The sequence below is a fragment of the Pseudonocardia sp. TMWB2A genome, from assembly GCF_017312135.1.
The window spans coordinates 2,460,001-2,485,458 of record NZ_QKQY01000001.1; the positions used below are offsets into that span (position 1 = coordinate 2,460,001).

The following is a 25,458-nucleotide window of genomic DNA, read 5'->3' on the forward strand; positions in this document are numbered from 1 at the left end:
TACGGGGCTTGCCCTGTGTGGATGATAATCTGCAATCACAACGAATTTATATTAAATAGACTGTAAGTGAAAGCTTACAGGGTCTTTGATGAATTCAATTATCGAGCTGAGATAAATTAATATTCTGCACCAATGCCGTGGCAGTGTTTTGCCGAGTGGCGGTCGCTTGCGACCAATACCAGCATTGTCATTGGTGGTGTGGACTCTCAAACGTGAGGTAAGGGCAATTGGTGAATGCCTTGGCATGTACAGGCGATGAAGGACGTGGCACGCTGCGATAAGCGTCGGGGAGTTGTGAGCAAACTTTGATCCGACGATTTCCGAATGGGGAAACCCATCCTCACCATTTAATTTCTTTGCTGGCTTCGGCCAGTGCGGGAGTTAAATGGGAAGGATATCACCGAGTTGAATAAAATAGACTTGGTGAAGCGAACCCGGGGAACTGAAACATCTCAGTACCTGGAGGAAAAGACATCAACCGAGATTCCGTTAGTAGTGGCGAGCGAACGCGGACCAGGCCAGTGCCGTCTTGTAAATTAGCAGAACATTCTGGAAAGTTTGACCATAGCGGGTGACAGTCCCGTATGCGAAAATGATCAAGACGGACTTGAGTAGGGCGGGACACGTGTAATCCTGTCTGAACATAGGGGGACCACCCTCTAAGCCTAAATACTCGTACATGACCGATAGTGAACCAGTACCGTGAGGGAAAGGTGAAAAGCACCCCGATGAGGGGAGTGAAATAGTACCTGAAACCGATTGCCTACAAGCAGTGGGAGCATCTTTAGGGTGTGACCGCGTACCTCTTGTATAATGGGTCAGTGACTTAATGTATCGTGCAAGCTTAAGCCGTTAGGTGTAGGCGCAGCGAAAGCGAGTCTGAATAGGGCGCTTGAGTACGATGTATTAGACCCGAAACCCGGCGATCTAGGCATGACCAGGTTGAAGGTGGGGTAACACCCACTGGAGGACCGAACCGTTTAATGTTGAAAAATTATCGGATGAGTTGTGTTTAGGGGTGAAAGGCCAATCAAGCCGGGAAATAGCTGGTTCTCCGCGAAATCTATTTAGGTAGAGCGTCGAATGGTTACCGTTGGGGGTAGAGCACTGGATGGATGCGGGGGTCGCGAGATCTACCAATTCTAACCAAACTCCGAATACCAACGAGTTTAGTTCGGCAGACAGACGGCGGGTGCTAAGGTCCGTCGTCAAAAGGGAAACAGCCCTAACCTACAGCTAAGGTCCCCAAGTCATCACTAAGTGGGAAAGCATGTGGGAATCCCAAAACAACCAGGAGGTTGGCTTAGAAGCAGCCATCCTTTAAAGAAAGCGTAACAGCTCACTGGTCTAAATAAGGGTTCCTGCGGCGAAAATGTAACGGGGCTAAAGTGATGCACCGAAGCTTAGGGTTCATGCGTATGCATGAGCGGTAGCGGAGCGTTCTGTAAGCTGATGAAGCGGAAGGGTAACCGACCGTGGAGGTATCAGAAGTGAGAATGCTGACATGAGTAGCGATAAACAGGGTGAGATGCCCTGTCGCCGAAATCCCAAGGGTTCCTGCTTAAAGCTAATCTGAGCAGGGTTAGTCGGCCCCTAAGACGAGCCCGAAGGGGGTAGTCGATGGGAAACAGGTTAATATTCCTGTACCTGGAGGTGTGTGACGGATCACGTAAATTGTCTGGTCTTATTGGATTGATCAGGCTTTGAAGTGGTTCCAGGAAATAGCCCCTCCATATAGACCGTACCCTAAACCGACACAGGTGGGATGGTAGAGTATACCAAGGCGCTTGAGAGAAGTATCCTGAAGGAACTCGGCAAATTGCCTCCGTACCTTCGGAAGAAGGAGGCCCAACCTTTGCGCAAGCAATTGTTGGGGGCACAGGCCAGGGGGTAGCGACTGTTTAGCAAAAACACAGGGCTCTGCTAAGTCGGCTTCAAGACGACGTATAGGGTCTGACGCCTGCCCGGTGCTCGAAGGTTAAGAGGAGGAGTGCAAGCTCCGAATTGAAGCCCGAGTAAACGGCGGCCGTAACTATAACGGTCCTAAGGTAGCGAAATTCCTTGTCGGGTAAGTTCCGACCTGCACGAATGGCGTAACGACTTCCCCACTGTCTCCAGGATATGCTCAGCGAAATTGAATTCTCCGTGAAGATGCGGAGTACCCGCGGTTAGACGGAAAGACCCCGTGCACCTTTACTGCAGCTTCAGAGTGGCATTAGGAAAGAACTGTGTAGCATAGGTGGGAGGCTATGAATCCGGGACGCCAGTTCCGGGGGAGCCTTAGGTGAAATACCACCCTGTTGTTTTCTGATGTCTAACCACGTGCCGTTAGCCGGTACTGGGACCCTCTGTGGCGGGTAGTTTGACTGGGGCGGTCGCCTCCTAAAGAGTAACGGAGGCGCGCGATGGTAGGCTCAGGACGGTTGGAAACCGTCTGTTAGAGTGCAATGGCATAAGCCTGCCTGACTGCGAGACTGACAAGTCGAGCAGAGACGAAAGTCGGTCATAGTGATCCGGTGGTCCCTCGTGGAAGGGCCATCGCTCAACGGATAAAAGGTACGCCGGGGATAACAGGCTGATGATTCCCAAGAGCTCATATCGACGGAATCGTTTGGCACCTCGATGTCGGCTCATCACATCCTGGGGCTGGAGCAGGTCCCAAGGGTTTGGCTGTTCGCCAATTAAAGTGGTACGTGAGCTGGGTTCAGAACGTCGCGAGACAGTTTGGTCCCTATCTGCCGTGGGCGTCGAAATTTGAGAGGAGTTGACCCTAGTACGAGAGGACCGGGTTGAACATACCTCTGGTGTACCTGTCATTCCGCCAGGAGTGCAGCAGGGTAGCTATGTATGGACGGGATAACCGCTGAAAGCATCTAAGCGGGAAGCCTCCCTCAAGATAAGATTTCATCGAGCCGTGGAAGACCACCACGTTGATAGGCCGGGTGTGGAAGTACAGTAATGTATGGAGCTAACCGGTCCTAATTGCTCTTTTCGCGTTTGAAGTCCCACCATCAATGACAATTCTGGTAAAACAGAAGTGTCGGCGGTGATGAATATTCAAATCGCAGCCCGATAATGGTTAGATGATCACACCATGTGATCCATCGCATCGATTAAAACCCGCTAACTGATATGCACCTGCTTTATTGCTTGGTGGCCATAGCGTCAGTGCCCCACCCGATCCCATCCCGAACTCGGACGTGAAACCTGACTGCGCCGATGGTACTACCGCTTAAGCGTTGGAAGAGTAGGTCGTCGCCAGGCATTAAAGCCGGTGCATATGAGTGAAACGGATATAAACCCATTCACAGTCAAAGTTGTTTTGAGCCCTTGGTTCGGGACGACTAGAAGGGCTGACCTTAACCGGTCGGCCTTTTTTGTGTTTCTGCAAGCCTTTGGATTGCAGTTGATATGGGGAATACCCATATATTTTTGATGGCGCGGGATGGAGCAGCCCGCCTAAGCTTCGCGAAAGCGAGGCGTAAAACAAAAAGCTTCCGGGCTGTGAAAGCAGTCTAACATTGGTGGCGCGGGATGGAGCAGCCCGGTAGCTCGTCAGGCTCATAACCTGAAGGTCGTAGGTTCAAATCCTACTCCCGCAACCAATGCCGTGAAACATTTCTATTCCTTAAAATCCCACATATTGTTGTGCCGAGGCCCTCCTCGGAACGAGCGTTAATGCGCGATCTTGTCAGGCTCATAACCTGAAGGCTCGGCTTTGTGGATTGCCCCCGGCAATCCAGTCGCCTGCGCTAGGTTCAAATCCTACTCCCGCAACCAACCGAACATATTGAAACGCCGTCAGTTTTTCGCTGGCGGCTTTTTTGTTTTTGGAGTCGTTCCGACTTTATTCTTGTCGGAATTCAGACTTTTGCGTTTTCTCCAACACATTCCCCCAACATCCGTCATTGCGAGCGCCGTAGGCGCGCGGCAATCCAGTGTTGCGTGGGGCTGCTTCTGGATTGCCGCGCCGCTTCGCGGCTCGCAATGACGATAGGAGTGGGTCAGTTTGGCGGCGTAGGCAGATTTCCAAATTTTCTCGACGCACTAACGATGTCGTCGCGGCTGTCCGTTTACAACGGCCAACCTAGGCGGGCCATTGTGCGGCCTCCCCTCATTCCACTTTCTGCTGTCCTACACATGCCGCATTTTCCATGCTGGCGGGCAAAGGTAAGCTCATGTCCGATCATCATTATCGCCTGCCCGCCGGCAATCTGTGCCGTGCCGCCGCGCCCTGCCGCCGCGCCACGCCGTGCCACCGTGCCGCACACCATATATTGTGGATCAAAAATATGCCGATTTGCCCGAACTTTGCGAAGCTAAGGGGGTGTTTTCGGCTCAAATCAGCCGTTCCTCTGTTTCGCGTGGCCAAGCACAAGATATTGTGGTGCGGCGGTCGGAACGCTGCCGCCCGGATAATATCCGCCGAACCACGGAGCGCCAAATCAGCGGGCACAATGTTTTCTTCGCCGCGCCGCTTCAATCTCGGCATCACCCGCGCTATCACCGGAACTATTACATCCATCAGCCATCTTCAGGAGAGATTATGATCCGCCGTTCGCTTTTGTCCGCTTTGCCGCTTTTGGCGCTCACCGCTATGCCGGCACAGGCCCAAACGGCAGCATCATCCCGCGCGGATCGGGTGGCGACGGCGGGCTTACCGCACGCGGCGGCTGCGCAAAAGATTAGCGACATCGCCTTTGCCGACCGGCTTGCCGCCAATAGCGGCACGCTGGTTCTCCCGCTCGCCAATGCCGCAGACCTTGATGCTCGCGCCACCGGCCTCGATGCCGCGACCAAGGACGCGATTGCCCGCGCCCTCGCCAGTGCTGACTATAAATATGGCAAAGGGGCCGACCTTAACTTGCGTGGGCTCGGCGCATGGGACCGCATCTATATTGTCGGACTTGGCAAAAAGCCGGACAGCAGCGCGCTGCAATCGGCGGGGATCAAGGCCGCCCAAGCCATCGCCAAAGATAAAGGCGCGGTCGCCCTCCTGACCCACGGCCTCCCCGCAGATCAGGCGAGCGATTTTGCCAGCGGCTTCGGCATGGGCGAATATCGCGCCGATCTTTACCGCAGCAAGGATAGCGGGGCAGCGTCTTATGGTCCGGTCACACTCGTGTCCGATGCCGTGCAAAATGTGCGCAGCCTTTATGCCCCGCGCGGCAAGGCGCTTGCGCGCGCAATGGCATGGACCCGTGATATTTCCAACGAACCGGCCAATGTCATCTACCCCGAAACCTTTGTCGAGCGCACCCGCTCGGCCTTTGCCGGTTTGCCCGGTGTGAGCATCGAGGTGCTCGACCCCGCCGCCATGCAAAAGCTTGGCATGGGCTCGATCCTTGGCGTCGGGCGCGGATCGAATCGCGGGCCGCGTATGCTCATCGTCAAATATCGTGGGACCGGCGCTCCTGCCGGTGGGCCGGTTGTGCTGGCGGGCAAGGGCATCACCTTTGACAGCGGCGGCATCAGCCTCAAGCCCGGCACCAATATGGGCAATATGAAATTCGATATGTCGGGCGCGGCGAGCGTGACCGGCGCGGTGTTGGCCTTGGCCGAAGCGCGCGCACCGGTGGATGTGATTGCGGTGTCTGCGCTGGCGGAAAATATGCCGGGCGGCCTCGCGGTGCGCCCCGGCGACATTTTGCGCGCGATGAACGGCAAGACCATCGAGATTGTCTCGACCGATGCCGAAGGCCGATTGGTGCTGGCGGACGCGCTCTCATACGCCGAAGCGCGGTTGAAACCGGCGGCGGTGGTTGATGTCGCGACGCTGACCGGCGCGGTCGGCACGGCCTTGGGCGGCGAATATGCGGGGCTATTTTCGCGTCATGATGCGCTTGCGGCGCAAATTGATGCGGCGGGCAAGGCGACCGGTGAAGATGTGTGGCGCTTGCCGCTCCATCCGAGCTACGCCACCGACCTTAAATCCACCTATGCCGACATGAAAAATGGCGGTGGATCGGGCGCTGGCGCAGGGATTGGCGCGCATTTCATCGGCGAATTTGTCGCCCCGACGACGCCTTGGGCGCATATCGACATGGCCAATATGGGCTGGACCGACAAGGGCTCAGCGGGCTGGGGCGTGCGGTTGCTCGAACGCTTTGTGCGCGATTTCAAGCCGGTGCCTGCGGTGGCGGCCGAAGTGGAACCGGTCGAATAATCGCCCGCGTCAAATGACCTTTCCTGCGCCGCCCTGCTGCCGGTTCAGGAACAAAAACCCGCTTTCGGGGGTTAGCCCTTCATCGCGCCGTGCGGGACAGCCCGCATGGCCGATGAAGTCCGGGAGGGGATCATGGGGAAAATAACCGCAATCCTGTTGGGTCTGATCGGCCTTGGCGTGGGCGCAGGCGGCTTGTGGCTCGCGGCGCTGGGCGGCAGTTTTTATTATAGTATTGCGGGGCTATTATTCCTCGCGACCGCTTGGTCCTTGTGGCGGCAACGCATGGCGGCACTGTGGATTTATGCCGCGCTCGTTTATGGCACGCTCGTCTGGGCGCTGTGGGAAGCCGGGTTTGACTGGTGGTCGCTCGGCCCGCGCGGCGGCGTGATTATCGTCCTTGGCATCTGGCTGCTCCTCCCTTTCATCACCCGCCGGTTGCTGGGCAAAAGCGGTAAGCCGCCGCTCCTTGCCGCCGTCCTCGCCGCGATCATTGTCGCCGGGATTTCGATGGTCAATGACCCCTATAATCTTGATGGCAAGCTCGGCACGCAAAAGCTGGCGGCGGCCAATCCGGGCGATAATTTTCCGGCGGGCGAATGGCATTTTTACGGGCGCACGCCTTTTGGTGACCGCTATTCGCCGCTTGACCAGATTACCCCCGCCAATGTCGCCGCGCTTAAAGAGGCATGGACATATCGCACCGGCGATATACGCGGCCCCGATGATGTGAGCGAAACCACCTATCAGGTGACACCGCTCAAGATCGGCTCGACCCTTTATCTTTGCACCCCGCATAATCTGGCGATTGCGCTTGATGCGGCAACCGGCAAGGAAAAATGGCGCTTTGATGCCAAATCCGGTCTGGAGGCCGCGCGCCAGCATCAAACCTGTCGCGGCGTATCCTATTATAAGGATGCAAGCGTTGCGGCGGGGCAGCCCTGTGCTGAACGCGTCTATCTGCCGACCGCCGACGCGCGGCTGATCGCGCTTGATGCCGCGACCGGCGAGATTTGTCCCGGCTTTGCCGATGCGGGCACGCTCGACCTTTATAAAGGGATGCCCTATCCCAAGCCCGGCTATTATTATTCGACATCCGCCCCGCTCATTGTCGCGAACAAGATCATTGTCGGCGGCGCGGTCAATGACAATTATTCGGTCGATGAACCGTCGGGCGTTATCCGCGCTTTCGATGCGCAAACCGGCGCGCTTGTGTGGAATTGGGATGCGGGCAATCCCGACCAGACCGCGCCGATTAGCGAAGGGCAGACCTATACCAAAAATTCGCCCAATATGTGGTCGACCCCCAGCGCGGACAAAGCGTTGGGGCTTGTCTATGTGCCCTTGGGCAATGCGACGCCCGACCAGCTTGGCATGGGGCGCAGCGCAAGCGTGGAGAAATATGCGTCCTCGATTACCGCACTCGATTTGAACACCGGCCAAGCGCGCTGGGTGCGGCAAACCGTGCATCATGATCTGTGGGATATGGATGTTCCTGCCCAGCCGTCGCTCGTTGATATCACCACCAAAAGTGGCGTGGTTCCGGCATTAGTCGGCCCGACCAAGCAGGGCGATATTTATGTGCTGGACCGCCGCACGGGCGCGCCTGTCCTGCCTGTCACCGAACGGCCAGCGCCCGGCGGGGCTATCCCCGAAGACCATACGGCCCCGACCCAGCCATCTTCGGCGTTGAGCTTTAACCCGCCCAAACTGACCGGCAAGAATATGTGGGGCATTACCATGTTCGACCAGCTTGCCTGCCGCATCCAGTTCCAGCAACTGCGCTATGAAGGCCGCTATACGCCGCCTTCCTTGCAAGGCACGCTGGTCTATCCCGGCAATTTCGGGGTGTTTAACTGGGGCGGGGTCGCGGTGGATCCCGAACGGCAAGTGATGTTCGGGATGCCGACCTATCTTGCCTTCACCTCGCGCCTCGTTCCCGCCGCCGACGTGCCGCCGGTCAAGCAAGGCGAAAAGGGCAGCGAGCAAGGGCTGAACCGCAATGACGGCGCGCCTTATGCGGTGGTGATGGGGCCGTTCCTGTCGCCGCTCGGCGTGCCGTGCCAAGCGCCGCCTTGGGGCTATGTTGCGGGCGCGGACCTGCGCACCGGCAAGATTGCCTATATGCACCGCAACGGCACCGTGCGCGATATGACCCCGCTGCCTCTTCCCTTTAAGGTCGGGGTGCCGGGTATTGGCGGGCCGATGATAACGCGCGGCGGCGTCGTCTTTCTGGGCGCGGCGGTCGACAATTATCTGCGCGCTTATGACCTCACCACCGGCAAACAGCTCTGGCAAGCGCGGCTCCCCGCAGGCGGCCAATCGACCCCGATGAGTTATGAAGAAGGCGGCGAACAATATGTGCTGATCGTCGCGGGCGGTCACGGTTCGGTCGGCACCAAAGCGGGCGATTATGTGAAAGCCTATAAGCTGCCGCGCTAACGGAGCGGAGGGGCAGGGTGTGCTGCTTGGGCTATGGCCCCTTTCCGCTTGAGGACGCATAAGGGCATAATGATCAATATCGATACAATCGCACCGGCCGTGCGCGCGGAAGTGGAAACAAGATTGGCAGGGATTGAAGCATCCGAAGGGGTGCGCTTTCTTCTGGCCATCGAATCCGGCTCGCGGGCATGGGGCTTTCCTTCCCCCGACAGTGATTATGACATACGTTTTGTATATGTGCGCGAGCGTGAATGGTATCTGGGCCTGACGCCGGGGCGCGATGTGATCGAACAGCCGATTGTCGACGAGATTGACCTCAATGGCTGGGATATTCGCAAGGCACTCAACCTGTTACTGAAATCCAACGCCACGCTGGGCGAGTGGATGGACAGCCCTATCCGTTACCGGCCCGATGATCCTGTCGTTGCGCGGATAAAGGCGCTCGCCGATGCCGTCCTTAATCCGCGCGCCCTAGGACATCATTATCGCAATGTCGGTATTAATGCGGCGGCGCGCTGGTTGTCCGAAGATGGTCCGGTCCCGGCCAAGAAATATTTTTACGCGCTGCGTCCGGCGTTGGTTATCCGGCATATGCGGCTCAACCCCGGCGTGCGGCCGCCGATGAATTTGCAGCAATTGGTCGCAGGATGCGATCTCTCTGCGGACATGATCTCGCAGATTGACAGTCTGGTGCAAGCGAAGAGCGAAACGCGCGAAAAGGAACTGGGCGCGCGGCTCACGGATGTTGACAGCTTTATCCGCTACGAGTTGGACCAAGCCGACGCTTTGCCCGTTCAGGATGGGCCGCCGGATGCTATAGCCACAGCAACCGCAATCTTCAGGGATTTATTGCACGCAGGCTGACCATTCGAAAGCGCCGCTCGCGCCATCGTGCGCTGCCCCCGTTTGGACGCGCTATTGCAACAAAAATGTCATGCGCTCTTGCCCTTGGGCGGCGGGAGGCGCAAGGCGGTGCGTTTCCGGCGCGCGGTGCCTTATTGGCGCGCTTGCCGCATTGAAGTTCGGATTACCCATTATGTATCAGGATAAAATTACCTCCCAGATGACGCCGGTTGAGCGGTTGCAAGGCAATGTGCTGGCCCGCAGCGAGCGGCGCATCCTCAATTGGCTGTGCGCGCGGTTGCCGCGCTGGGCGACGCCGGACAAGATGACCGCGCTCGGCTTTCTGGGCGCGGTGCTGATCGGCGCGGGCTATGTCCTGTCGGCATGGGACCGCAACTGGTTGTGGCTGTCGGTCGCGGCCTATTTTATCAACTGGTTCGGGGATTCGCTCGATGGCAGTCTTGCGCGTTTCCGCAAGATAGAGCGTCCCGATTATGGCTATTTTATCGACCATAGTGTCGATGCGCTGGCGATTATCTGCATAGTCGGCGGGCTTGGTTTTACGCCCTATATGGAGTTTGAAATCGCGACGATTCCGCTACTCGGCTATCTCCTCCTTGCGATCCACACCTTCATTTCGGCCAAGGTGATGGGCGAGTTCCAACTGGCCCATGCGGGCGCGGGACCGACCGAATTGCGCCTCCTGCTGATTGCGCTCACCATCGCGATGTGGGCGCTGGGACCGGTGCCGGTCGGCATCCGCAATTTCACCATTTTCGATGCGTTCGCTTTCACCATCGGCCTCATCCTGATCGGCCTGTATGTGCGCAGCACCTGGACGGTGGCGTTACGGTTGCGCAAGAAATATCTATAAAAGCAATAAGATAATTGCATTTCAGGTCGGGCGCTTCCGTGTGCCCGATTTTACAAGTTCACATAGTTCACACGCTATCGCGTTTATTGTGCGGGGGGCAGGTGCGCGCGCCCGCCTCTGTTCCTGCCTCCCTCTCCGCAACCGTTTCCGCCGGAATAAAGGCGGTGGAATAGGGCGACAGCAGCGTCCAGCCGAGCCTTTCATACAGTGCGCGGCCTTCGCTGGTGGCGACCAGCAATTCGGTCCAGCCTGCCTCCGGTTTTGCCGCCTGTAGCCGCGCCATCACCGCGCTCCCCAAACCTTTGCGCTGGTGCGCGGGCGCGGTGATGATGCGGTCATAAACAAAGACAGGCCCCTGATGCGGCGTCTGCTGATTTGTGTCCCCTTGATTTGTGGCCCCATAATAGGCCGCATAACCGCTCGCCGCCACATCCCCGCTTGCCGTGTTAATCTGCACATAAACCGTCGCGCCCTGGCGCATGGTTTCGGCCCGATAGCCGGATGGCAAAGCGGGTGCGGTCATGACGCCGCCGCCGCGCATAAACCATGTCGGCGGCTCCAACTGCCAGCGGTCGGGAAGACACGCCATCAAGGCCGCACCGTCGCCGCATAATTTTAACGGCAGGAAGGGCGCATTGATTTCGCGCCCCAATTGTTTCAGCCCGTCACAAACATAGGGGAACACCCAGCGGCGGATTTCTGTGTCGAGTCCGCTATCGACGCGATACCCGCCGCGATCGGCAACCGGTAAAGGCAGACCGCGCGCAACCGAGCGGGCCGCGAGCCAGCCATGGATAAGATTATGAAGGGGTGCGGGCATAGCATATTTTTCCTGTCATTCTTGAAAAATGCCGCGCCGATGTTGTTCCGGATGTCATAGGATTCGCGGGCGGAAAAAGGCAGCTTGCCCAAGAGTGAAGCTATAGGAAAGCGGCAAAATTTATGCAGTGGGGCGGGCCGGCTGCACATGATCTGCACAGCATGGCCTTTAAATTTCGGCAAGGCGCAGCGTAGCGCCTGCTTGGCCGCGCCCTATCCCTCCCTTCCGGTTCAACGGAAATGGGAGTTTTTATGGTCGGGCGTTCGGGGCGCAATAATCTGGCGGCGCGGGGCGGGGTGCTGGTCAAGCTGGTCGCGGCTTTGGCCGTCATCATCGCGGGCGATTTGATATTCTGGCGCTACACCCAATTGGGGAGCGGCTTCGGTTTATTTGCCGCCGTCTTGCTCGGTGCAATCGTTGCGGCACGGGCAGGCCTTGTCAGCAACAGGATGGCTTGGGGGGCCGCAGCCATAGCGGCGCTTACCGCGCTGGCGCTGATATTCGACCCCGGCCCGCTTGCGGCGTTCTTATTCCTTGTCGCCGCTGGCGTCATGACGCTGGCCCCGCTTGCGGCCAAAGGCGGCGATGGCTGGCAATGGTTCCAGCGGCTTGGCTATCATGGCGTGCGCGCGTTCTTTGCACCTTTCCTCGACCTTGCGCTGTGGCTGAAGCTGCGCGGCAAGCAGCGGCGGATGGGCAAAAGCGGACGCTTCACCCGCCACCTCCCCGCGCTCGTCCTGCCGCTTATCGGCAGCATCGCCTTTGTGACCTTGTTTGCCGCCGCCAATCCGGTCCTCGAAAGCTGGCTGATGCGCCTCCATCTACCGGTGTGGCGCGAAGAGACAATCGCGCGCATGATCATCTGGGCGCTGCTATTCTGGCTGTCGTGGAGCCTGTTGCGGCCTGCGCTTCCAAGGCGTGTGGCGGGCACGGCCGAAGGCCGCGGCGATGTCGCTATTCCGGGGGTCACGCCGCAATCGCTGCGCCTGTCGCTCGTCGCGTTCAACCTGTTATTCCTGATGCAGAACGGCATGGACCTTGTCTATCTGTCGGGTCTGACCCCGCTCCCCGACGGCATGACGCTGGCTGAATATGCGCATCGCGGCGCCTATCCGCTGATCGTGACCGCGCTGCTCGCGGGGCTGTTCACGCTCATTACCTTGCGGCCCGGCTCGACAAGCGCGCGCGATCCGTTCGTCCGCCGCCTGCTGGTCCTGTGGATTGCGCAAAATATCCTGCTGGTCGGATCGTCGATCGAGCGCACTTTGGATTATATCAGCGTCTATTCGCTGACCCAGTGGCGCATCGCCGCGCTGGTGTGGATGGCACTGGTGGCGGTCGGCCTTGCACTCATCTGCTGGCGGATGCTGCGCGACAAAAATGCAAGCTGGCTCATCAATGCCAATCTGCTGGCCACAGGCATAGTGCTGCTCGGCTATTGCTTCGTCGATACCGGCGCGATGGCAGCGCAGTGGAATGTGCGCCATGCCAAGGAAGTCGGCGGCAAAGGTGCGGCGCTCGACCTTTGCTATCTCGATACGCTGCGCGGGTCGGCCTTGCTTCCGCTGGTGGAACTTGAAGGACGGGAGGGTCTCGCCCCCGCTTTCCGCGCGCGCGTCACCATAGTCCGCAACAAGGTCCAGTCAGATGTCACGCGTGATCAAACCCGATACTTCTGGACCTGGCGCAATGCCGGGCGACTGGCCAAAGCCGAAGCCGCGCGCGGCAAGGTCAGTCCCGACGACCATTCGGGGGACTATCAATGCGACGGCAACCCGATCCCGCCTGTCCCTATCACCGGTTCGGCGGCCCCCATCGAAGGACCGGTGGATGGAAATGCCCCGCCCGCACACATCCTCCCCCAAGCGGGGGAGGTGGCAGACGCGGTAGCGTCTGACGGAGGGGTGACACGCTCTCGACGGGGGGACACCCCTCCGACTTGCGCTAACGCGCAAGCCACCTCCCCTTGCAGGGGAGGAAAAGCGGCAGGGCAGAAAAGCAAAACGCCCTCGCCGCCGCCGGGACCGGTTCCCCCGCCCGCTAAGGTCCGCGAACACAGCACCCGATCCCACCAGCCCGCAAAGGAGCCCCTTCATGTTTCACGCTAAAATCACGCCCGCCCCTCTGCCGCAAATTGACAGCCGCGCCCTAAACATGGTGATGTGTCCTATGCCGCGCACCATATTGATCGTCGATGATGACCCGCATATCCGCCAGCTCCTAACCTTCGCCTTTACCAAGGCGGGGCTGGATACGCTGGAGGCGGGCGATGGCGAGGAGGCGCTGGCAATGGCGCAGCGCCACGCCCCGGATCTGCTCGTCCTCGACATTAATATGCCGCGCATGGACGGGCTCGACCTGTGCAAGCGGCTGCGGCAGGACAGCGACGTGCCGATCCTGTTCCTGTCATCGCGCGATGACGAGATTGACCGCATCCTTGGCATTGAACTGGGCGGCGATGATTATGTGGTGAAGCCTTTCTCGCCCCGCGAGGTGGTTGCGCGCAGCATGGCCATCCTGCGCCGCACCGCCGCCAAGCCGCCTGCGGTCGAAACAGCCGCCTTGCTAAAGCATGGCGCGCTCACGCTCGACCCTGAAGGCTGGACCGCGATCTGGCGCGGGGCAGAGGTCAGCCTCACCGCGACCGAATTCACCATATTGCGCACGCTCGTGTCGATGCCGTCCAAAATATTCAGCCGCGACAATATTATCGACCGGCTGCACGGCCCGGGCTTTGCGATCACCGACCGCACGATAGACAGCCATGTGCGCAATTTGCGCGGCAAGTTCATCGCGGTGGGCTGCGCGGACCTCATCGAAACCAAGCCCGGCGTCGGTTACCGGCTCGGGTCTTGCAGCGGAGACGCATGAGCGCGGCTGCGCCGCCCGGCTTGCTCAAAGCCTTCATCATCCGCCATTGGCCGGAGTTAAGGCTACGCACCTTATTGTTCGGGGCATTATTGCTGGCCGCCGCCCTGCCGATGCTCGGCGCACTGCTCGTCCTGCGCCCGCCGCCGGTGCTGCTCGATTCCTTATGGGAAGAACGGCACGGGCTGGCGCTCGCGGCGGTGGTCGTTCTCGCGCTTCTCATGCTGCTCGCGGCGACCTTGGCGCGCACCATCGTCGGCCCTGTCGAGCGCCTCTCCGAAGCGAGCCGCATCCTCGCGGCAGGCCAAGGCAAAATCCCCGATAACCCTTCGCTCAAAGTCACCGAGATCGAGCAACTTTACGCCGATTTCCGCACGATGGAGGCCGCCATCGCGCGGCGTTCGCGTTACTTGCGCGACTTTGCCGCCTCGGTCAGCCATGAATTCAAAACCCCGCTCGCCGGGATTAGCGGCGCGATTGAACTTATCGAAGATCATGGTGGCGAGATGACCGATGCCGAACGCCGCACCTTCCTCGGCAATATGCAGGCCGATAGCGAACGCCTCTCGCGCCTCGTCAAACGGATGATGGATTTGGCCAAGGCGGATATGCAGCCGGGGGATGATACGGCTATCGCCGACCCGCTTCATGCCGTTTACGCGATAGCGGAACAATATGAACGCGACGGTTTTTCCTTCACCTATAATCTCCCGCGCGACGGGATGCGGATGCGGATCGGCCAGGATGCCGTCGAGGCCATCATCACCACGCTCATCGAAAATGCCCAACAGGCGGGCGCGACCAATTTGCACATTGCCGTATCCAATCGCGGCCTTACTTTCACCGACAATGGCCCCGGCATCGCCCCCGCCGACCGAGAGCGCATTTTCGAGCCCTTCTTCACCAGTAAACGCGCCGACGGCGGCACCGGCCTAGGCCTCGCCATCGCCCGCTCCTTGGCCGAAGCCTATGGCGGACGGCTGGAGTTGGTGGAAAGCGACAGCAACGGGACGCGCTTTAAACTTTCGCCGAGAAACGGATAAAAGGGATTTAATAATCCCAAAAACCCAATGATTTTTTTTGCCGCGCTTCGTCTTGCAGCATGATGCCCGTCTCGCGCACAGGGGCAGGAAGCGCCATCAACTCAGTGCCGGTAAAGTCGAGATGAGGGAGATATTTTACGACAAGTGCCGCAACAATGTCGGCTTGCCACCTGTCCCTGCGACTCTTTTCAGGCGTGCGGTCATCGCGCTGGGCAACCCATGCCTTGTGCATCGCAAACACACGAGGGTCCGGCACCACCATATTCAAGGGAAAGCCTTTTTCGTCGATGACGATATGTTCGACCATAGGGCTGCTTTCGATCCATTTCAGACCGGCAATTTCTACAGGCAGAAGGTCGGCAGCATGGTCCGACACGCGCGGGGGGGTGCCGGAACTTGCGGCAAAGCGCGTGAGCGGCGTTATCAAATCTATAAGATAGCCATCGCGATTGGCGGCCCTGAAGCTATTTGCTGCGACAGGTTGGATACTATGATCGACCGATTGCAACAGCCCCAACAACCCTGCTTCATTCAGCGCGGAAGATGCAATTTTGAGCGATTGGCGCGCATCAAACAACAGATCAATATCCAGCGTTGCCAACTGGCTCCCGTCCAGATGGATGCCCGCCATTGCTTCATAGGCATAGAGCGCGTTGGTGCCGACGACGCATAAGCCTTTGCCCAATATATGTTCGGCATCCAGGCGGCGCAGAATCCGCGCGGCAAGCAAGGGGACGCGTCCTAACCGCAATGCCACATTCACCGGTGCCATTTCCGCCAGTCTTGTTTTGAGCGTTTCCAACCGATGCTTGGCCTGCTCCCGCCCGTCCGTGAAGGATTGATAAATGGTGCGCGTTTCATCCGTTTCCGGACCAAGGCTGACCCATATTTTTTTTGTTTTTCGGTATAAATAGGATTTTCCGTTGACCTTTTTCCAAGCCATCGAGCCTTTGAAGCGGGCAGAATAATCCTGTTGCGCCGCGCGGTAAGCGGTATAAACCTGTTCGCAATTAATCTTTTGCTGCACCTGCTGCGGAGATAACTCTATCATAAATATGCCTTTATCCCCTTTCATATTAAAAATAGACGAAAAAGGGATAAATCGCAAGAGGCGGCTGCTCATATGCGAAAAGCAGTGGGCATCCCCGCCCCATCCTCTCTTTACACATGTGTCAGTAGTGTGCCACGGTAGCGGGGCGTGCGGAATCGACAAGTGCGATGCCGGACGGCAATATGGCCCGCGCAACCTCTTGCCAGCCGACTCGAAAAAGGATGTTCCCATGACCGACTTCACCGCCGACACCAGCAAATTCTATATTGATGGCGCATGGGTGGAGCCTTCGGGGCAGGCGACGCGCGATGTCATCAACCCGGCGACGATGGAAAGCGTTGCCAAGGTGGCGCTCGGCAATGAAGCCGATGCCGATCGCGCGATTGCGGCGGCGAAAGCAGCCTTTCCGGCCTGGTCCGAAACCAGCCGCGAAGAACGGCTGGGCTATTTGAAAGCCATTCTCGCCGCGCTGATCGAGCGTAATGACGAGCTGGCCGCCGCCATTCAGGCGGAGATGGGCGCCCCGACGTCCGTGGCGCAAAAACAGCAGGCCCCGTCCGCCATCGGCCATTTTATGGAAACCATCCGCGTTCTGGAAGAATTCGACTTTGAAGAAGCGATGGGGACGACGCTGGTGCGCAAGGAGCCGATTGGCGTTGCGGTGCTTATCACACCGTGGAACTGGCCATTGAACCAGATTGCCTGCAAGGTCGCGCCCGCGCTCGCGGCGGGTTGCACGATGGTGTTGAAACCCTCCGAACTCGCGCCGCTCGATGCCGCCATTTTCGCCGACATCGTTGATAAGGCGGGCCTCCCCAAAGGCGTGTTCAACCTTGTTCACGGCGAAGGCCCGGCGATCGGCAATGCGCTCACCGGCCATAAGGATGCCGATATGGTGAGCTTTACCGGATCGACCCGCGCAGGCATTGCGATTTCAGCCAATGCCGCCAATACGATCAAGCGCGTCGCGCTCGAACTGGGTGGCAAATCCGCCAATATCCTGCTCGACGATGCCGATTTCGAAAAGGCGGTGACCAACAGCGTCTTTACGATGATGAATAATTCGGGCCAAAGCTGTAACGCGCCCTCGCGCATGATGGTGCCCGAAAGCCGCTATGAAACGGTCAAGGCGATTGCGGCTGCGGTTGCGGAAAAAGTGTCGGTCGGCCAGCCTCAGGACGATGCCCGCATCGGCCCCATCGCCAATGAAAACCAGTATAAGCGCGTCGTCAGCCTCATCGACGGGGCGAAGGCCGAAGGGGCCGAACTTATCATCGGCGGGTCGGACAAGCCTGCCGGTCTTGAACAGGGCCTGTTCGTCCAGCCCACCATTTTCGGCAAAGTCACCCCCGACATGACCATCGCGCGCGAAGAAGTGTTCGGACCAGTCTTGTCGATCATGACCTATAAGGATGTCGATGAAGCCATCGAAATCGCCAATTCCAGCGAATATGGCCTGTCGGGCTATGTCTGGTCGGGCGATGCCGACAAGGCGCGCAACGTCGCCAGTCGCCTGCGCACCGGCATGGTCCATATCAATGGCGCGCCGCTCGACAATAAAGCGCCGTTTGGCGGTTATAAAATGTCGGGCAATGGCCGCGAATGGGGCATTTACGGGCTGGAAGAATTTCTCGAAACCAAATCGGTGTTCGGCGGCGCAGCATAAAAGCTGCGCGCCCTTTCGGTTAACTCAACAATGGCTGCAATGCGGCCCAATTATCCGCGACCGCCTGCCGCCCGGCCTCCATTGCGGTGCGGATTTTGGCGGGGTTAAATTCCAGTGTGTCGCAATATTCCTGCGCAGGCTCGATAATGCGGATGGGCGCGAAGCGATATTTGGCAAGCTGCAAATCCCACGGCTGGAGCAGCGCATGGGCGGCGGAACCGGTAATGCCTTGCGCTTCCAACAGCCGAAACTGCACCTCGCGCGCGGCGATGAGGTCGTTGATCATCGTCGCATTGGCAAGGTCATTCATCGACACTTCGGATTGCTGGATCGCGACCGCGCGCAACGCAATATCGACCAGATTGCCATAGGTGCGCACCGCGCCGACCTCGGCTTTGGGGGACGCGCGGATGACAATGACGCCGCGTGGATTGAAATCGAGCGCGGTGCCGAGCGGGGTCACATCGCGCACCCCTCCATCGACCCATTGTTCTTCGGTGCCATCGCTCGCCCGGGTCAGCAGCGGATCGAAAAAGAGCGGCATCGCACAGCTTGCATAGACCCAATTATGGAGGCCCGGCACTTTCTGGTCGATGGTGCGGAACAGACCGGTCCCCAGATTGACGACGCCCAGCCGCAGCTCGATTTTCGAGCGTTTGACCTTGTCGTCATCGGCAAAGGTTTTGAGCATTTTCTTGAGCGGTGCGGAGCTATAAATCGCCTTTTCGCCGAGCAACGCCCCACCTACGCCCAAGGGCCGCTTGGTATAAATGTCGCTATTACCCTTAAGCCCCATCCATTGCGCGACCAGCCCCGGCACATCATTTTGCGCAACACCGAGCGCCTGTATCGCGCCGGTTGAAGTGCCGACCACAATTTTGGGTTTCACTTTGCGTTTGGTAATAAGCTCGTCGAGGACCCCCACCTGGAACGCCCCCTTCGCACCGCCGCCACTCAACACAATCGCCAGATCTCCGGGCATCATGTTTCTCCTTGATATGCGCGACCGTTGCGGAAGGTATCATATTGAAAGGGTGGAGGGAAAGGGCAGTAATTTTCTTGATTTTACCGGCTTACGTGGCGCGCCGGTCGGGCTATCACCGATGTGCGGCATGGCTCATCGCCAAATGATGTCGCAGACTGGAGGTGATTTCTATCGAAGCTAACACTGTAATAATGATTGCACTGCTGTGCGTTGCAATCGCCACTTTAACGCTGAAAATCGTTGAAGTGACACGTTCCAAATAATTGGTGAGGAGGAAGGCATTGCAGTGCCTTCCTCCAATATTCCACGGAAATCACAGACATAGAAAAAGGGGCACCCCGTTGCAGCAGGATGCCCCTTGGTGATTTCTAATCACTAACACTGTGGTTGCGCATATAAGTGGAAATATCCGTTTCGTCAAGAATTACCCCACCCAATCACCCCGCAACCAACCTATTCGTGCCCCGCTTGACCATCATGCTCTCGCTGCCTTTGACGGCTGCCGAGCGGTCCAGAACGGTGTCCATGAACACCCATTCGCTTGCGGCGATGTCGCGGGTGAAGCTGACTTTCATATAGCCGCGATTTTCGGTGTTGCACCATTTGAGGTGGGGGTTGGCGCGGCGCAGGGCGGCGGCGACGTCTTTGGGCGGCACGCCGCGGGTCGAGCTTTCGATACCGGCAGAACTGACGCTATGGCCGGCAAATTCGACGCCGACGGGCTTGCCGTCCTTGCTGTCCTTGGCGACCAGATCGAACGCCCAGCCATTATGGCTGTCGCCCGACAATACGACCAGATTGGCGTCCGCCGCCTGCGCGAACGTATAAATCCGTTCGCGGGCTGCCGGATAACCGTCCCAATTATCCAGATTGAAGGGCAGGCCGTTTTGCGCCGCAAGCGCGCCCAGTTGCACGCGCTGCTTGGCATAATCGGGGGCATTGGCGGGGAGCCATTGCAATGATTCCGCCGGGCTTTTGGTGCTGCCCATAATCACCTGTTGCGCCAAGACCTGCCAGCGTGTGCCGTTGCGTACACTGTCGCTCATCCCGCGCGCTAGCCAAGCCTCCTGTTCGCTGCCGAGCATGGTGCGCGACGGATCCTGATAGGCACCGTCGCGGAACGCGCGCAAGGCCGCGCCGATATCGCCGGTGCCTGCGCCCGCAATAATTTCGCTATATTCAAACTGTTTCGACCGCGCGGTGAGCCTTGTTTCGGGGAGCTGGATGGTCGCAAGATCGCCCACCTGATAGCTGCGCCAAGGCGCGTCCGATACCGGCATCCATTCCAGATAGGCTTTGATGGCGGCGGCCTTGCGCACCTGCCAGTCGCCCTCGTCGGGCTGATGGTTTTGCGCGCCGCCCTGCCATGTATCATTGGCGCTTTCATGGTCGTCCCATTGCGCGATCATCGGCAAAAGCTGGTGCAGGCGGCGCAGGTCCGCATCCGCGCGATAGCTGGCAAAGCGCAGACGGTAATCGGCGAGCGCGACGGTTTCGTGGGTAGGCTGGACATCGCGGCCCGTCACCCACTGTTTGGCTGCCGGATAGGTGCCATAGCCATATTCGTAAAAATAATCGCCGAGATGGACGGCAAGGTCGATGTCCCCGCGCTCGGCGGCGTGACGATAGGCGTTGAAATAGCCAAAGCCCATATTGGCGCAGCTAAACACCGCAAGCGCGAAGCGGTCGCATTGGCCTAGCGGCAGGGTGCGGGTGCGACCGACCGGCGACATACTGCCATCGGGCGCGACGAAGCGGTAATAGAGCCAGCGATTGTCGGGAAGGCCGGTGACGGTGACTTTGGCGGTGTGATCGTTCGCCCCGCGCGCGGTGGCTTCGGCCCCGGCCAGTGTTTTGGTAAAGCCTACATCCTCGGCAAGCTCGGCGCGCAATAGAGTATCGCTATCCGCCACATAGCGCGTCCACAAAAGGACGGAATTGGCGGTCGGCTCGCCGCTCGCGACACCGTGGCTAAAGCCGCGCGCGCGGGTGAGTTGTGCGGCCCCGGGGGTGGACAATCCCACCAGCCCCAGCGCGCCGGTTTGCAGCAAAAGGCGGCGGTTGATCGGCAAAAATTCGGTCATGCTAATTTCCCTGCGAATTGGTTGCGGGGTCTTATGACCCTCCGAGCGCGAGCAGAATTGCCATGAATAAAGTCAGCACAATGACACAGCCGAACAGAACCGCAAGGGTGCGCAAAATCGCGCCCCCGCGGCTACCGCGATAGGCTCCGCGCAACTGGCGATAAATATGCGCGGTCGCGAGGATGAAGAAAGCCGGGACCAGAAATCCGGACGACGCGCCGAAGCTCATCGCGACCAATATCATAATCACAAACAGCATCATGAACGCGATCGAATAGGTCACGAACACGATATGGTCGTAAAAATGATAGCGGCGGCTGAACGGGAAAAGCAGCCACATCCATGCCGCCGAAATCGGGATCAGCGCCCAGGCATATTTATAGGCATAGCTTTGCAGCTTGTAGAAAAGCAGCTCCGGATTCTTTTTGAACTTTTCCATCGCGTGCTGGATTTGCGGCACATCGCTATAGATGGTCGGCGCTTTGATTCGGGTGCCGCCGGGATTGTTTTGCTCCCGTTCGCGCGCAAGATCGGGGCGCAATAATTCGATTGCAGTAACGGAATCGGCGGCGTCATTCAGTTTGCGCGTGAGCCTTTCGGTCGGCTGGCCTGCCTCGGCGGCGCGTTCAATCTCCGTTTCCAGCCGCGCCATGTCCGCGACCTGCCGTGCATGTTCTTCGGCAATATTGGCGGTAAGCCCACCCTCTTCGGCGGCCGGAGCGCCGTCTGCGGCTGCGCCCGCTTTCACCCCTTCGTAAAAATCGCTGCCGCCCAGATTGTGGAAGGCGGCAAAGGTCAGGAATACCGCGAACAGGAACAGCGCCAGCGGCGACACAAAACGCGCGCGCTCGCCGTGAATATAGCGGCGGGTGAGATCGCCCGGATGCCATACCAGCATCGGCAAGGTGCGCCAGAATTTGCCGTCAAAATGGAGGACGCTATGCAGGAAATCATGCCAGAAATCCCCGACCGAACGGTGGAGATGCCCTTTCTGGCCGCAGCTATGGCAATAAGGCCCGTCAAGCGCCGCGCCGCAATTAAGACAGCGCGCTGCCCCGTGCGGGTCGCCCTGACTATCCTGACCATGTCCCGGTGCATCAAGCCCCGCTTCACCATGCCCCGGCTCCACCGCACGCGCAGCCAAACCACCGGTCGCCGCCGCCCCTATCGCTTCGTTTCCCTCGCTCATGGACGGCAGATGTAACAGCTTGCAACTGAAACGAAAGAGGGAAGGGGATCGGAAAGAACAGGCAACGAACTGAGGCCCCTCCTCCTTCAGGAGTGAGCGAGATCGTGCTGGGTTGGCTGAGCAAAAAGCCCCTCCCCTTCAGGAGTGCACTGGTTTATGTCCCCGACATAAACCGAAACTGCTGGGGGCAGTTTCGCGTGCACTGGGTTGGGGTGGGGTCTGTCCGTTTGGCGCAACGTAAACCGATAGCCCCCACCCCACTACGACTAAGAATTTTCAGCTTCGCTTCAAATTCCTAAGTCTCCGTTGCCCCTCCCCTGAAGAGGGAGGGGCTTTTTTGTTGCCCAATCCGGTGCGTCTGAATGAAGGGGCTATTAGGCACCATCCGGTTACCCGCGTAACCACCCCGCCATTGCACGCGATGCTATTTGCGCATACCCCTCACCGCTATGACCGATACCAACAATATTCCGGCGCTCATCGCCGATATGGGCGCAAAAGCGAAGCGGGCGGCGCGGGTGCTGGCGGGTGCGACGACGGCGCAAAAGCGCGCGGCGCTGGAGGCGATGGCGCAGGCGATTCGCGCGGCGACGCCTGCGATTATTGCGGCCAATGCGCTGGATATGGAAGCGGGCCGCGCCAATGGCCTCAGCGAAGCGATGCTCGACCGGCTGTTGCTCGATGACGCGCGCGTGGCCGGAATTGCCGATGCGGTGGCGCAAGTCGCAACGCTCGACGATCCGGTCGGTCAGGTGATCGACTGTGCGACCCGTCCCAATGGCTTGGCGCTAAGCCGCGTGCGCGTGCCTTTGGGGGTCATCGGCATCATCTATGAAAGCCGCCCCAATGTGACGGCGGATGCGGCGGCGCTGGGTTTGGGCGCGGGCAATGCGGTCATCCTGCGCGGCGGCAGCGAAGCGGTGCATAGCAACCGCGCGATCCATGCCGCGATGGTGGAGGCGATTGCGGCCGCGGGCCTCCCCACGGATGCGGTGCAGCTTATGCCGACACAAGACCGCGCGGCGGTCGGCGCGATGCTGGGCGCGGCGGGGCTGATCGACCTTGTGATCCCGCGCGGGGGCAAAAGCCTTGTCGCGCGGGTGCAGGCCGAAGCACGCGTCCCCGTCCTCGCGCATCTTGACGGCATCAACCATAGCTATGTCGATAAAGCGGCCGACCCTGACATGGCCGCCAGCGTTGCCGTCAACGCCAAGCTGCGCCGCCCCGGCATTTGCGGCGCGATGGAAACTTTGCTCATCGACCAGGATTATCCTGCGCCCGACGCGCTGGTAAAGGCGCTGCTGGATAAAGGCTGTGAAGTGCGCGGCGATGATGCGGTGATGGAATTGGATGACCGTATCCAACCCGCGCGCGATGAAGATTGGGACACGGAATATCTGCTCCCCATCGTGTCGGTCGCGATGGTCGAAGGCATGTCCGGCGCGCTCGCCCATATCGCCGCCCATTCGAGCGGCCATACCGACGCAATCATCACCGAAGATGCGGAGGTCGCCGAACGCTTTTTGAATTCGGTCGATAGCGCGATTGTGATGTGGAACGCATCAAGCCAGTTCGCCGATGGCGGCGAGTTTGGTTTGGGAGCAGAGATCGGTATTTCGACGGGGCGTTTGCACGCGCGCGGCCCGGTCGCGCTGGAAGGGCTGACCACCTATAAATGGCAGGTGCGTGGGACAGGGCAGGTGCGGGGGTAAGCGTTCTTAAAAACCTCGTCATTCCCGCGAAAGCGGGAATCCATCTCCTGACTGTTCGGCAAACCGAAAAGGCGGGAGATGGATCCCCGATCAGGTCGGGGATGACGATATTTTTTAAAACCCCGTTTTATGAAGCCCGGCTATTTTCAATTCCGGATCAAATAATCGAACGCTGACAATGCCGCCTTCGACCCTTCGCCCATCGCGATGACGATTTGCTTATAGGGCGTCGTCGTCACGTCACCGGCAGCAAAGATGCCAGGTTCGGTCGTGCGCGCGCCTGCGTCGATTTCGATTTCGCCGCGCGGGGACAATGGGACGGCCCCTTCTGCGCCATCGGGACCGCGCAACCATTCGGTGTTCGGCACAAGGCCGATCTGGACGAAGATGCCTGCGACATCGACTTTGTGGCTTTCGCCTGATTTGCGGTCCTTATAGGTCAGATGCGTGACCTTTTCGCCGTCGCCTACCACTTCGGTCGTTTCCGCGCCCGTAATGATGGTGATATTGGGGAGGCTGCGCAATTTCGCTTGCAGCACCGCATCGGCGCGCAGTTCGTCCATAAATTCGATGAGTGTGACATGCGCGGTGACACCGGCAAGGTCAATCGCTGCTTCCGCGCCGCTATTGCCGCCGCCGATCACCGCCGTGGGCTTGCCCTTGAACAGCGGGCCATCACAGTGCGGGCAATAGGTCACGCCGCGCGTGCGATATTCATCTTCGCCCGGCACATTCATCTGCCGCCAGCGCGCGCCGGTGGTGAGGATGAGCGTGCGCGATTTCAACCGCGCGCCATTGGCCAACTCGATCTCGTGATAACCGCCCTGCTCCTTGGCAGGCACCAAAGTCTTGGCGGTTTGCAGGTTCATCACATCGACATCATAGTCGCGCACATGCGCGTCGAGCGCCGCGGCCAGTTTCGGCCCTTCGGTATGCTGGACCGAGATGAAATTTTCGATCGACATGGTGTCGAGCACCTGCCCGCCAAAGCGTTCGGTAACGATGCCGGTGCGGATGCCCTTGCGCGCGGCATAGATAGCCGCTGCTGCCCCTGCCGGGCCACCGCCAACGACGAGCACGTCAAACGGCTCCTTGGCGTTGATTTTTTCGGCCGCCTTGGTGTCGGCTTCGCTGTCGAGCTTGTTGACGATTTGCGCCAAGTCCATGCGGCCCTGTCCAAACGGTTCGCCGTTCAGGAACACCGTCGGCACCGCCATCACCTTGCGCTTGTCGACTTCGCTCTGGAACAACGCGCCGTCAATCGCGACATGGCGGATAGCGGGGTTGAGCGCCGCCATCATGTTTAAGGCCTGCACCACATCCGGGCAATTCTGACAGGTCAGCGAATAGAATGTTTCAAAGTGGAAACTGCCGGTGAGGCCTTTCACCTGCTCCAGCAATTCGGCCTCTTCCTTGGGCGGATGGCCGCCGACATGGAGCAGCGCCAGCACCAGCGAGGTAAATTCATGGCCCAACGGGATGCCCGCAAATTCGACGCCGGTATCTTCGCCGACGCGGGCGATCTGGAAGGACGGGCGCAAGGGCGCGCGGCCGTCATTGCGCACCGTCACCTTGTCGGACAGTGCGGCGATTTCATTAAGCAATGCGCCCAGATCCCGTGCCTTTTCGCTGTCATCCAGACTCGCGACCAGTTCGATGGGTGTGCGGATATTGGCGAGATAAGCGCCAAGTTGTTGCGTCATGGTGGCGTCAAGCAT

At 59.1% G+C, this 25,458-nt stretch carries 15 protein-coding genes, 1 tRNA gene and 2 rRNA genes; 12 read left to right on the forward strand and 6 right to left on the reverse strand.

Annotation, left to right across the window (positions count from 1 at the left end; all coding sequences use genetic code 11):
• Positions 1 to 207: 207 nt before the first annotated feature.
• From DMP17_RS11435 to DMP17_RS11465, 7 genes are all read left to right on the forward strand, one after another.
• A 23S ribosomal RNA gene (locus tag DMP17_RS11435) occupies positions 208 to 3,002 on the forward strand.
• A gap of 147 nt (positions 3,003 to 3,149) precedes the next feature.
• Positions 3,150 to 3,264 (forward strand): 5S ribosomal RNA (rrf, locus tag DMP17_RS11440).
• 264 nt (positions 3,265 to 3,528) lie between these two features.
• Positions 3,529 to 3,605 (forward strand) — tRNA-Met (locus DMP17_RS11445).
• Positions 3,606 to 4,279: 674 nt separating this feature from the next.
• Positions 4,280 to 6,166 carry a leucyl aminopeptidase gene (locus DMP17_RS11450; RefSeq protein ID WP_337829203.1) on the forward strand — a complete coding sequence of 629 codons (1,887 nt, stop codon included), beginning with the start codon at positions 4,280 to 4,282 and terminating at the stop codon, positions 6,164 to 6,166.
• A gap of 132 nt (positions 6,167 to 6,298) precedes the next feature.
• The gene (locus DMP17_RS11455; RefSeq protein WP_337829204.1) at positions 6,299 to 8,605 is read left to right on the forward strand and encodes a glucose/quinate/shikimate family membrane-bound PQQ-dependent dehydrogenase; all 2,307 of its coding nucleotides are present in this window, start codon (positions 6,299 to 6,301) and stop codon (positions 8,603 to 8,605) included.
• A 69-nt stretch (positions 8,606 to 8,674) separates the two neighbouring features.
• Complete coding sequence (locus tag DMP17_RS11460) at positions 8,675 to 9,469, forward strand: nucleotidyltransferase domain-containing protein (RefSeq protein WP_337829205.1); 795 nt, start codon at positions 8,675 to 8,677, stop codon at positions 9,467 to 9,469.
• Between the two features lie 172 nt (positions 9,470 to 9,641).
• Positions 9,642 to 10,322 (forward strand): CDP-alcohol phosphatidyltransferase family protein, encoded by a 681-nt coding sequence (locus DMP17_RS11465; protein WP_337829206.1) that lies wholly within the window; start codon positions 9,642 to 9,644, stop codon positions 10,320 to 10,322.
• A 67-nt stretch (positions 10,323 to 10,389) separates the two neighbouring features.
• Here the strand turns inward: DMP17_RS11465 and DMP17_RS11470 are convergent, their stop codons facing one another.
• On the reverse strand, positions 10,390 to 11,142 hold the full coding sequence (locus DMP17_RS11470) for a GNAT family N-acetyltransferase (protein ID WP_337829207.1): 753 nt from the start codon (positions 11,140 to 11,142) through the stop codon (positions 10,390 to 10,392).
• A gap of 251 nt (positions 11,143 to 11,393) precedes the next feature.
• On the opposite strand from DMP17_RS11470, the gene DMP17_RS11475 reads away from it, so the two are divergent.
• The 3 genes from DMP17_RS11475 (at position 11,394) to DMP17_RS11485 (ending at position 15,053) form a co-directional block, all read left to right on the forward strand.
• Positions 11,394 to 13,250: a DUF4153 domain-containing protein gene (locus DMP17_RS11475; protein ID WP_337829208.1), complete on the forward strand. Its 1,857-nt coding sequence runs from the start codon at positions 11,394 to 11,396 to the stop codon at positions 13,248 to 13,250.
• 61 nt (positions 13,251 to 13,311) lie between these two features.
• Complete coding sequence (locus tag DMP17_RS11480) at positions 13,312 to 14,013, forward strand: response regulator transcription factor (RefSeq protein WP_337829209.1); 702 nt, start codon at positions 13,312 to 13,314, stop codon at positions 14,011 to 14,013.
• The gene (locus DMP17_RS11485; protein WP_337829210.1) at positions 14,010 to 15,053 is read left to right on the forward strand and encodes a sensor histidine kinase; all 1,044 of its coding nucleotides are present in this window, start codon (positions 14,010 to 14,012) and stop codon (positions 15,051 to 15,053) included. The genes DMP17_RS11480 and DMP17_RS11485 overlap by 4 nt, the downstream gene beginning before the upstream one ends.
• A gap of 7 nt (positions 15,054 to 15,060) precedes the next feature.
• Here DMP17_RS11485 and DMP17_RS11490 read toward each other — a convergent pair whose 3' ends face one another.
• Positions 15,061 to 16,176 (reverse strand): nucleotidyltransferase domain-containing protein, encoded by a 1,116-nt coding sequence (locus DMP17_RS11490; RefSeq protein ID WP_337829211.1) that lies wholly within the window; start codon positions 16,174 to 16,176, stop codon positions 15,061 to 15,063.
• A 157-nt stretch (positions 16,177 to 16,333) separates the two neighbouring features.
• On the opposite strand from DMP17_RS11490, the gene DMP17_RS11495 reads away from it, so the two are divergent.
• Complete coding sequence (locus tag DMP17_RS11495) at positions 16,334 to 17,770, forward strand: aldehyde dehydrogenase family protein (RefSeq protein ID WP_337829212.1); 1,437 nt, start codon at positions 16,334 to 16,336, stop codon at positions 17,768 to 17,770.
• A gap of 19 nt (positions 17,771 to 17,789) precedes the next feature.
• Here DMP17_RS11495 and DMP17_RS11500 read toward each other — a convergent pair whose 3' ends face one another.
• The 3 genes from DMP17_RS11500 to DMP17_RS11510 all read right to left on the reverse strand — a co-directional run bounded on the left by DMP17_RS11500 (position 17,790) and on the right by DMP17_RS11510 (position 22,028).
• Complete coding sequence (locus DMP17_RS11500) at positions 17,790 to 18,752, reverse strand: patatin-like phospholipase family protein (protein WP_337829213.1); 963 nt, start codon at positions 18,750 to 18,752, stop codon at positions 17,790 to 17,792.
• Between the two features lie 440 nt (positions 18,753 to 19,192).
• Positions 19,193 to 20,839 carry an alkaline phosphatase D family protein gene (locus DMP17_RS11505; protein WP_337829214.1) on the reverse strand — a complete coding sequence of 549 codons (1,647 nt, stop codon included), beginning with the start codon at positions 20,837 to 20,839 and terminating at the stop codon, positions 19,193 to 19,195.
• 31 nt (positions 20,840 to 20,870) lie between these two features.
• Complete coding sequence (locus DMP17_RS11510; RefSeq protein WP_337829215.1) at positions 20,871 to 22,028, reverse strand: DUF3667 domain-containing protein; 1,158 nt, start codon at positions 22,026 to 22,028, stop codon at positions 20,871 to 20,873.
• A 449-nt stretch (positions 22,029 to 22,477) separates the two neighbouring features.
• Here DMP17_RS11510 and DMP17_RS11515 point away from each other — a divergent pair, with 449 nt between their 5' ends.
• Positions 22,478 to 23,740, forward strand: coding sequence for a glutamate-5-semialdehyde dehydrogenase (locus tag DMP17_RS11515; protein ID WP_337829216.1), 1,263 nt, complete (start codon positions 22,478 to 22,480; stop codon positions 23,738 to 23,740).
• A gap of 146 nt (positions 23,741 to 23,886) precedes the next feature.
• On the opposite strand, the gene ahpF is transcribed toward DMP17_RS11515, so the two are convergent.
• On the reverse strand, positions 23,887 to 25,458 hold the full coding sequence (ahpF, locus tag DMP17_RS11520; RefSeq protein ID WP_337829217.1) for an alkyl hydroperoxide reductase subunit F: 1,572 nt from the start codon (positions 25,456 to 25,458) through the stop codon (positions 23,887 to 23,889).

Coding starts and splice junctions, on each gene's coding strand:
- DMP17_RS11500 (WP_337829213.1), bottom strand. CDS start 18,752: ATGCCCGGAGATCTGGCGATTGTGTTGAGTGGCGGCGGTGCGAAGGGG.
- DMP17_RS11475 (WP_337829208.1), top strand. CDS start 11,394: ATGGTCGGGCGTTCGGGGCGCAATAATCTGGCGGCGCGGGGCGGGGTG.
- DMP17_RS11510 (WP_337829215.1), bottom strand. CDS start 22,028: ATGAGCGAGGGAAACGAAGCGATAGGGGCGGCGGCGACCGGTGGTTTG.
- DMP17_RS11490 (WP_337829211.1), bottom strand. CDS start 16,176: ATGAGCAGCCGCCTCTTGCGATTTATCCCTTTTTCGTCTATTTTTAAT.
- DMP17_RS11470 (WP_337829207.1), bottom strand. CDS start 11,142: ATGCCCGCACCCCTTCATAATCTTATCCATGGCTGGCTCGCGGCCCGC.
- DMP17_RS11495 (WP_337829212.1), top strand. CDS start 16,334: ATGACCGACTTCACCGCCGACACCAGCAAATTCTATATTGATGGCGCA.
- DMP17_RS11505 (WP_337829214.1), bottom strand. CDS start 20,839: ATGACCGAATTTTTGCCGATCAACCGCCGCCTTTTGCTGCAAACCGGC.
- ahpF (WP_337829217.1), bottom strand. CDS start 25,458: ATGCTTGACGCCACCATGACGCAACAACTTGGCGCTTATCTCGCCAAT.
- DMP17_RS11480 (WP_337829209.1), top strand. CDS start 13,312: ATGCCGCGCACCATATTGATCGTCGATGATGACCCGCATATCCGCCAG.
- DMP17_RS11455 (WP_337829204.1), top strand. CDS start 6,299: ATGGGGAAAATAACCGCAATCCTGTTGGGTCTGATCGGCCTTGGCGTG.
- DMP17_RS11465 (WP_337829206.1), top strand. CDS start 9,642: ATGTATCAGGATAAAATTACCTCCCAGATGACGCCGGTTGAGCGGTTG.
- DMP17_RS11515 (WP_337829216.1), top strand. CDS start 22,478: ATGACCGATACCAACAATATTCCGGCGCTCATCGCCGATATGGGCGCA.
- DMP17_RS11485 (WP_337829210.1), top strand. CDS start 14,010: ATGAGCGCGGCTGCGCCGCCCGGCTTGCTCAAAGCCTTCATCATCCGC.
- DMP17_RS11460 (WP_337829205.1), top strand. CDS start 8,675: ATGATCAATATCGATACAATCGCACCGGCCGTGCGCGCGGAAGTGGAA.